An 8626-nucleotide genomic window follows, 5' to 3' on the forward strand; every position below is an offset into this window, starting at 1 on the left:
GAAAGGGATCTCTCGGGCATCGTGCGAGAGCGCGAGACGAGAATTCGAGCGCGCGTGCAGGTAGCCCGGAGCCGATCCTCAGCGACCCGATAGCCTGGTGCAGGAATTCGACGCACAACAGGAGAGGCAAGATGACGACCTCAGTATCGCCGGACGATCGTTCGGCAACAGGATCGGCACTCACCGCAGACAATCGGGGTGGAATCGACTTCAAGGTCGCAGATCTGTCGCTCGCGGAGTTCGGTCGCAAGGAGATCCGCCTCGCCGAGCACGAGATGCCCGGGCTGATCGCACTTCGTCGTGAATACGCAGAGGTTCTGCCTCTCAAGGGTGCTCGAGTCTCCGGTTCGCTCCACATGACGGTTCAGACGGCTGTCCTCATCGAAACTCTCGTTGCGCTCGGTGCCGAGGTTCGATGGGCGTCGTGCAACATCTTCTCGACCCAGGACCACGCGGCTGCGGCAGTCGTCGTCGGCCCGCACGGCACCGAGGACGAGCCCAAGGGCGTACCGGTCTTCGCGTGGAAGGGCGAAACCCTGGAGGAGTACTGGTGGGCGGCCGAGCAGATGCTCACGTGGCCCACAGGTGCCGATGGAACTGCCAGGCCGGCGAACATGATCCTCGACGACGGTGGCGACGCCACGATGCTGGTACTGCGCGGCGCGCAGTTCGAGAAGGCCGGTGTCGTACCGCCGACCGACGACGACCACGACTCGGACGAGTACAAGGTGTTTCTCGGCCTGTTGCGTCGTTCGCTCGCGGAGTCGAAGTCCAAGTGGACCGAGATCGCAGCGGCAATCAAGGGCGTCACCGAGGAGACAACGACCGGTGTCCTCCGTCTGTACCAGTTCGCTGCAGCGGGTGAACTTACGTTCCCGGCCATCAACGTCAACGACTCGGTCACCAAGAGCAAGTTCGACAACAAGTACGGCACACGGCATTCACTGATCGACGGCATCAACCGCGGCACCGACGTGCTGATCGGCGGCAAGGCCGTTCTCGTCTGCGGCTACGGTGACGTCGGCAAGGGGTGCGCCGAGGCACTGAAGGGCCAGGGCGCACGCGTCACGGTCACCGAGGCGGACCCGATCAATGCGCTGCAGGCGCTCATGGACGGCTTCGACGTGCGGACCGTCGAGGAGTTCATCGACAAGGCCGACATCGTCATCACCTCGACCGGCAACCTCGGCATCATCACCTTCGATCACATGAAGCGGATGAAGCACCAGGCGATTCTCGGCAACATCGGACACTTCGACAACGAGATCGACATGGCCGGACTGGAAAAGGCCAAGGGCGTCACGCGAATCAACATCAAGCCGCAGGTCGACGAATTCCAGTTCCCCGACGGTCACTCGATCATCGTGTTGTCGGAAGGTCGACTGCTCAACCTGGGCAACGCCACCGGACACCCGTCGTTCGTGATGAGCAACAGCTTCTCCAACCAGGTCATCGCGCAGATCGAACTGTGGACCAAGCCGGACCAGTACGACAACGAGGTGTACCGACTTCCGAAGCATCTCGACGAGAAGGTCGCGCGCATTCACGTCGAGGCACTCGGTGGAACCATCACCAAGCTCACCAAGGAGCAGGCCGAGTACATCGGTGTCGACGTCGAGGGCCCGTACAAGCCCGAGCACTACCGCTACTGATTCCGGCGCAGGCAGCCGCAGTGGGCACTCTGATAGTCATCGAGGGAGTCGACGGCGCGGGCAAGAACACGCTCGCCCGTCGGCTGGTCTCGGCGTGGGAACGCGACGATCTCGAGGTGGTACGGGTCGGATTTCCGAGGTACGACTACTCGGTCCATGCGGACCTGGCCGCCGAGGCCTTGCGCGGGGAACATGGCGACACGGCGGAGAGCGTGCACGCGATGGCGCTGCTGTTCGCGCTCGACCGGCGGGACGCGGCCCGGGACATTCGGAAGATGCTCTCTCGCAACGACATCGTCCTTCTCGATCGATATGTGGCCTCGAACGCGGCTTACACCGCCGCGCGACTCGAGGAGTCCGCCGACGGCGAGGCGGTCGAGTGGATCAAGGCTCTCGAATTCGACAGGTTCGGCGTGCCCGTGCCCGATGTGCAGATTCTGCTCGACGTTCCCGTGGAGCTTGCGGCCGAGCGTGCGGCGTCCCGTGAGGTCGCCGATGTATCCCGAATCCGAGATGTCTACGAACGTGACAGCTCCCTGCAGAGCCGGACCTCGGCGGTGTACGGACAACTCGCGGCATCGAACTGGGTGTCGCCGTGGCGCATCGTCTCTGCGGACGTGGATCCGGATCGACTCGCCGCCGACGTGTTCAATCAGCCACCTGACGCCGGGAAAGTGACAACATAGGACCATGAAGCCTCGGATTCTTGTAGTCGACGACGATTCGGCTCTGGCCGAAATGTTGACCATCGTCCTTCGCGGCGAGGGTTTCGAACCGTTCGTGGTCGGAGACGGGACGCAGGCTCTGGCCGCAGTCCGCGAGAACCGACCGGACCTGGTACTCCTCGACCTCATGCTCCCGGGCATGAACGGTATCGACGTGTGTCGCGTACTGCGCGCGGACTCGGGCGTTCCGATCGTCATGTTGACGGCGAAGACGGACACCGTCGATGTGGTCCTCGGTCTCGAGTCCGGTGCGGACGACTACATCATGAAACCGTTCAAGCCCAAGGAACTCGTCGCCCGCGTGCGAGCTCGTCTGCGTCGCACCGAGGACGAGCCTGCCGAGTTGCTGTCGATAGCCGACATCATCATCGATGTGCCGGCCCACAAGGTCAGTCGCGGTGACGAGTTGGTGTCCTTGACGCCTCTGGAATTCGATCTCCTCGTCGCTCTCGCACGTAAGCCTCGTCAAGTCTTCACCCGCGAGGTATTGCTCGAGCAGGTGTGGGGCTACCGTCATGCCGCCGACACCCGCCTGGTGAACGTTCACGTTCAGCGGCTGCGCGCGAAGGTCGAGAAGGACCCGGAGAATCCCGAGGTGGTGTTGACCGTGAGGGGGGTCGGCTACAAGGCCGGACCACCGTGATCTGGTTCACCCGATCGCGGCGGCGAATCAATGGAACGTTCACGCCGCTCCTGCGCTGGTTCAGGGCCCTCGGTGCGTCCGTAGGCCACGCCTGGCGCAGGTCTCTACAGCTCAGAGTCGTCGTATCGACACTGACGCTTTCTCTGGTCGTCATCGTAATCCTCGGAGCCGTGCTGACCGGTCAGATCACCGACCGGCTACTCGAGGCCAAGATCACCGCAGCCACCGAGGAGCTGGAGCGCTCGCGGACCACCGTCGAAGGTGCATTGGCGGGAGCCGAGGAGACGACCGGCCTCAACGCCAGGCTCGAACGTGCGCGTGCGCAGCTGACCAGCCGCGATGTCGACGCAGGTCAGACCTCCGGGTCGGCAGGTACGTTCGATCCAGTGCTGATCGTGAAGGGGGACAGCGTTCGAGCCGACTCGTCGATCGGCCCGGCAAGCCAGATACCCGACAGTCTTCGAAACTTCGTGCAGGAAGGTCTGATCAGCTGGCAATACGCCACGGTGACCGACGCCGAGCAAGGTGATTACACCGGCCCGGCGATCATTTTCGGTACCCCGACGGCATCGGACGTCGCCGATCTGGAGTTGTACCTAGTGTTTCCGCTCGGCAGCGAAGAACGAACGTTGTCGCTGGTGCGCGGGACCCTCCTGATCGGCGCCATCGTGTTACTGGTCCTGTTGGCTGCCATCTCGATGCTCGTGGCACGACAGGTGGTTCTGCCGATCCGGTCGGCATCGCGCATCGCTGTGCGGTTCGCGGATGGGCGACTGAAGGAACGGATGCCGGTCAGAGGCGAGGACGACATGGCGAGGTTGGCCATGTCGTTCAACGAGATGGCCGAGAGTCTGTCGAAACAGATCACTCAACTGGAAGAGTTCGGCAGTCTTCAGCGTCGGTTCACCTCGGATGTCAGTCACGAGCTGCGAACACCGTTGACGACGGTGAGGATGGCGGCGGATCTCATTCACGACGGCAGCGCGGATCTCGATCCGGCGCTGAAGCGGTCCTCCGAACTGTTGGTCAACGAGCTCGACAGATTCGAAACGCTCCTGGGCGATCTACTGGAGATCAGCCGACACGACGCAGGCGTCGCCGAGTTGGCGGCGGAACAGCTCGACCTGAGGATGTGCGCACGGGCGGCAGTGTCGACGGTTCGACATCTGGCGCGGGAGAGCGCGACGGAAGTGATCGTCGACATGCCGGATCACGCGGTCATCGCGGAGGTCGACCCGCGACGCGTCGAACGGATCCTCCGAAATCTCCTGGCAAATGCCCTCGATCACGGAGAGGGACGACCCGTGCTGATCCGACTGCGTGCCAACGCGGACGCGGCTGCATTCGTCGTCCGCGACCAGGGAATCGGACTGCGGCCGGGTGAAGAGAAGCTCGTGTTCAATCGTTTCTGGCGTTCGGACCCGTCGAGGGTGCGCAGATCGGGCGGTACCGGTCTCGGTCTTGCCATCAGTGTCGAAGATGCGCGTCTGCACGACGGAAAATTGGAGGCGTGGGGCGCAGTAGGGGAAGGCGCATGCTTCCGGCTGACGTTGCCTCTGGTACGTGGCCACAAGGTGATCGGCAGCCCACTTCCGCTCAAGCCGAGCACCAGACGGTACACGCAGGGTCAGCCACTTCCTGCCTCTCCGGAGCGAACGGACGGGTCGGCAGCGGTCGATCCGTCGAACACCTCGTCTCGGCCCGAGACGCCTGCTTCCGCGGCGATCGAGTCAGCCAAGGCACATGTGCCCGACGGGGGTGGTCAGTGATGACTCGAAGCCGCCGTATCTCCTTGACCGGTGTACTGCTCGTCATGGCGTTGTCGACCGGGTGTGCCAGCCTTCCCGAGTCGTCCAGTCCGCAGGCGATCGGGTCGCTCACTGCAGGCGCGGCGTCGACCACTCCACCTCCGCCGGCGGCCGGACGCGAACCGGACCTACTGCTTCGCGATTTCGTCACGGCCAGTGCGAGTTCGGCCAATCGCCATCAAGCTGCACGTCAGTTTCTGACCAGCGCTGCGTCGAGCTCGTGGGACGACGGAGCGAAGACGGTCATCGCCGACAAGATCGATTTGCTGACCGGTCCGCGAACCGACACCGAGGCTCAGTTCACGCTGCGCTCGAACACGGTCGGCTTACTGGCTCCCGGCGGCGACTACCAGGCGGGCGCGGGCACCGTCGACTCCAACATTCGAATGGTCCAGGTCGACGGGGAGTGGAGGATCGACGAACTGCCGCCCGGCGTTGTAGTCGATCGTTCCCAGTTCTTCAGCGCCTACCAGCGCAAATCGTTGTTCTTCGTCGATCCGCTCGGCGCCGCGCTGGTTCCCGATGTTCGATGGGTGAGCGGCGGCGCCGACCAGATGGCCAATCAACTCGTGCAGCTGCTGATCGACGGCCCCAAGCCGACGCTCGCGCCTGCGGTATCGAACGAACTGACCAAGGACGTCGGTATCAGGGGGCCGATCACCAAGGCAGACGGACGAACCACTCAGGTCGGCATCGGAACTGGGGGAGTGAAGATCGATTTCGGCGGTCTGCAGGCGGTCGATGCGAAGAACCGCGAGCTTCTTGCCGCGCAGGTCGTATGGACGCTGGCGTCCGCGGATATTTCCGGGCCGTACGTGTTGCTTGCAGACGGCCAGCCGATCGATACCGACAAACCGGACGGGTGGACGACGGCAGACGTCGGTTCGCTCGATCCGCTGGCATCACCGGAAACCGACGTCGGCCTGCACGCCTTGGTGAACGGTCGACTCGTCTCCGTCGGGGACAGCAGCACGACGCCGGTGCCGGGCTACTTCGGGACCGTTCAGAATCTCAGGAGCGCGGCGTTGTCCACCGACGGAACGCTCGTGGCCGGCGTAGCCGATACGGGCCGACCCGCACCGGAGCCGTCGTCGACGCTGATGATCGGCGGATACGACAGCGGGGCATTCCCGGTCGCCGAGGGGCAGTCGATCACGAGACCAACGTGGGGAGTGGACAACAACGCGGCTTGGGCAGTCATCGACGGCATCAACGTGATTCGCGCCTCCCGTGATCCCGCCAACGGTCAGGTTTCGGTGCTGCCCGTGGATGCAGGCGCCGTCACTGCTCTGGGTTCACGCATCACAGATCTCCGGCTGTCTCGTGATGGTGTCCGAGCGGCGATGATCGTCGACGGGCTCGTCTACGTCGCCACGGTGGTCCGCCAAGCCAACGGTACGTACTCGCTGGTCTCGCCGAAGGCCGTCGCGAACGGATTGGGCAGCGACGCCCTCGCGCTCGACTGGAGCACCGGAGACGCGGTCGTCGTGGTTCGCATCGCCACGGACGTTCCGGTCGTGCAGGTCACCACAGACGGCTCTCGTCTCGACGCGCTGCCCAGTCGCAACCTGACGGCCCCTGTGCTGTCGGTCGATGCGACGACCACCACGGAATACGTCGCCGATTCGCGCGCGGTGTTCCAACTGAACAACAACGATCCGGCCGGCGATCGCTACTGGCGTGAGGTGTCAGGGTTGGCCGGGGTGAAAGCGACGCCGGTGCTGCCGGGTTGAAACGAGCCTCGTGTTCGTGTCCGACCTGTAGTAGATACTTCCTGTCCATGGCTGGTCTGCTGGCAGGGATGTTGGATCTGGCGCTACCCCGCGAATGTGGTGGCTGCGACGTTGTTGGCACGTCGTGGTGTGGTCGGTGCGACGACGAACTCTCTCGCGCCCCACTGTCGCTGCGCCCGCGGGTGGATCCAGGAGTGCCCTGCTGGGCCCTCGGGCCGTACTCGGGTCCGCGTCGAGGTGCGGTCCTCGCTCTCAAAGAGCGCAATCGACACGACCTGGCACGCCCGCTCGGTGTCGCACTCGCCGCCGCGGTTCGGACGTTGCGCATGCTCGGGCACATCGATCCACCGGAACTCGGGCGCCTCGTGTTGGTGCCTGCGCCTACCCGAGTCCGCGCGGCTCGAAGCCGCGGTGGCGATCCGGTTCGGCGATTCGCGTCGGCCGCCGCCGAGTCACTCGAGCCCGAACTCGTGTCGGTTCCGTCGGTGCTGCGGATGGGTAGGGGAGTGCGCGATTCCGTCGGACTCGGGGCGGCGGCGCGTGCAGAAAATGTTGCCGGGCACGTCCAGTTCGTGCGCCCGTCCCGTCGCCGGCGCGAGCCCAATGGCGACGCCGGCTACGTGTCGGCCGCGTCGGAACCGACGGTTCTGCTTGTCGACGACGTGTTGACTACTGGCGCTACCGCAAGCGAATCAGTGTGTGTGCTCGCCGAATTCGGGATTCGAGTAGACGGTGTCGTGGTGATCGCCGCGGTGTGACCGTGGGATCGTCGGAGCGCAATGCTGCCAATTCGGTGTGAACAGTGGCAGACGAGCGGATGACAGACTAACGTCGCGAATACGACCGGTGCAGCGAGAAAGTGACTGCCGAGGTGCGATGCGACTTCTCGTACGTGGAGGTGATGCGGCTGAACGTGATGCCGGTTGGTTCCCCACCTGGCATGAGCAATTGCCACGTCGCACCGGCGGCGTGGCCGATATCGGGAGGTACGCGTGACGACCCCTTCACAAGCTTCGGTTTTCTTCGACGACAAACCCTCGGACGAGTCCAGCGAGACCAATGCCGACGTAGTGGTCAAAGGCCGCAATGTCGAGATCCCGGACCATTTCCGGATCTACGTATCCGAGAAACTCGCCAGGCTCGAACGATTCGACCCTTCCATCTACCTGTTCGATGTCGAACTCCAGCACGAACGAAATCGCCGCCAGGCCAAGGCATGTCAACGAGTCGAGATCACGGCCAAAGGTAAAGGTCCCGTGGTTCGAGCCGAGGCCTCCGCGGACAGCTTCTACGCTGCGCTCGAGTCCGTGACCTCCAAATTGGAGAGCAGGCTGCGGCGAACCAAGGACCGGCGCAGAGTCCACTACGGCGAAAAGACCCCGGTGTCCGTCGCCGAGGCAACCGCGGAACTCGCCGAGGACGACAGTCTTGCGCTCGATCCCGACACGAAGCTCGACGCGTTCGAAGAAGAACCGAAGGGTCCCGGCCAGATCGTCCGTACCAAAATCCACTCCGCGGCGCCGATGAGCGTCGACGACGCCCTGTACGAGATGGAGCTCGTCGGCCACGATTTCTTCCTTTTTCACGACGCAGCCAGTGACCGACCGTCGGTCGTATACCGACGGCACGCATTCGACTACGGACTGATCAGACTGACCTGACCGTCGCCGATCGTTCCCGTCGGCGGCAGTCCGACACACCACATCGAAGCGGACCCGACTTGGAAAACACCAGGTCGGGTCCGCTTTCGTGAGAGCACCGCCCGCGATGCGACCCGACGGTGATGTGGTGGGCCTACTACGCGTCGGGGAGCAACGCCTACCATGGACGCGTCGGGTCGGCTCCTGACGCCATCGGCGTCGGGTAGTTGCCTGGCGACATGCTGTGCTGCCTACTGTGACCTGTTTTCCGTAACCGAGGATCGAGGACGAAAAAGCCCGTGCCTTCGCTGTCGTTTTCCAAGCTGCTCCGTGTTGGTGAAGGTCGCATGGTCAAGCGACTCAAGAACATCGCTGACCATGTGTCCACCCTGTCTCCGGACGTCGAGGGCTTGTCCGACGACGCT

7 protein-coding genes are annotated in these 8626 nt (G+C 63.8%); all 7 read left to right on the forward strand.

Translation table 11 applies throughout. The features are described 5' to 3' along the window. Positions 1 to 131 precede the first annotated feature (131 nt). Complete coding sequence (gene ahcY / locus A2J03_RS01965; RefSeq protein WP_068369017.1) at positions 132 to 1652, forward strand: adenosylhomocysteinase; 1521 nt, start codon at positions 132 to 134, stop codon at positions 1650 to 1652. Positions 1653 to 1672: 20 nt separating this feature from the next. Then, the gene (locus A2J03_RS01970; protein WP_068369020.1) at positions 1673 to 2338 is read left to right on the forward strand and encodes a dTMP kinase; all 666 of its coding nucleotides are present in this window, start codon (positions 1673 to 1675) and stop codon (positions 2336 to 2338) included. A 4-nt stretch (positions 2339 to 2342) separates the two neighbouring features. Continuing rightward, positions 2343 to 3020: an MtrAB system response regulator MtrA gene (gene mtrA, locus A2J03_RS01975; protein WP_068369022.1), complete on the forward strand. Its 678-nt coding sequence runs from the start codon at positions 2343 to 2345 to the stop codon at positions 3018 to 3020. Continuing rightward, positions 3017 to 4789 (forward strand): MtrAB system histidine kinase MtrB, encoded by a 1773-nt coding sequence (gene mtrB, locus A2J03_RS01980; RefSeq protein WP_269455171.1) that lies wholly within the window; start codon positions 3017 to 3019, stop codon positions 4787 to 4789. Before mtrA ends, mtrB begins: the two co-directional genes overlap by 4 nt. Further along, positions 4789 to 6561, forward strand: coding sequence for an MtrAB system accessory lipoprotein LpqB (gene lpqB / locus A2J03_RS01985; RefSeq protein ID WP_068369025.1), 1773 nt, complete (start codon positions 4789 to 4791; stop codon positions 6559 to 6561). The genes mtrB and lpqB overlap by 1 nt, the downstream gene beginning before the upstream one ends. Positions 6562 to 6608: 47 nt before the next feature. Further along, on the forward strand, positions 6609 to 7319 hold the full coding sequence (locus A2J03_RS01990) for a ComF family protein (RefSeq protein WP_068369027.1): 711 nt from the start codon (positions 6609 to 6611) through the stop codon (positions 7317 to 7319). Positions 7320 to 7553: 234 nt separating this feature from the next. Then, positions 7554 to 8222, forward strand: coding sequence for a ribosome hibernation-promoting factor, HPF/YfiA family (hpf, locus tag A2J03_RS01995; RefSeq protein ID WP_068369030.1), 669 nt, complete (start codon positions 7554 to 7556; stop codon positions 8220 to 8222). The last annotated feature ends 404 nt before the right edge of the window (positions 8223 to 8626 follow it).

The organism is Rhodococcus sp. EPR-157, assembly GCF_001647195.1.
In the GTDB taxonomy this organism is placed as follows: domain Bacteria; phylum Actinomycetota; class Actinomycetes; order Mycobacteriales; family Mycobacteriaceae; genus Rhodococcoides.

Bases quoted from the DNA above. Each gene is read 5' to 3' on its own strand.
- lpqB (WP_068369025.1), top strand. From the start codon at position 4,789: ATGACTCGAAGCCGCCGTATCTCCTTGACCGGTGTACTGCTCGTCATG.
- ahcY (WP_068369017.1), top strand. From the start codon at position 132: ATGACGACCTCAGTATCGCCGGACGATCGTTCGGCAACAGGATCGGCA.
- mtrA (WP_068369022.1), top strand. From the start codon at position 2,343: ATGAAGCCTCGGATTCTTGTAGTCGACGACGATTCGGCTCTGGCCGAA.
- A2J03_RS01990 (WP_068369027.1), top strand. From the start codon at position 6,609: ATGGCTGGTCTGCTGGCAGGGATGTTGGATCTGGCGCTACCCCGCGAA.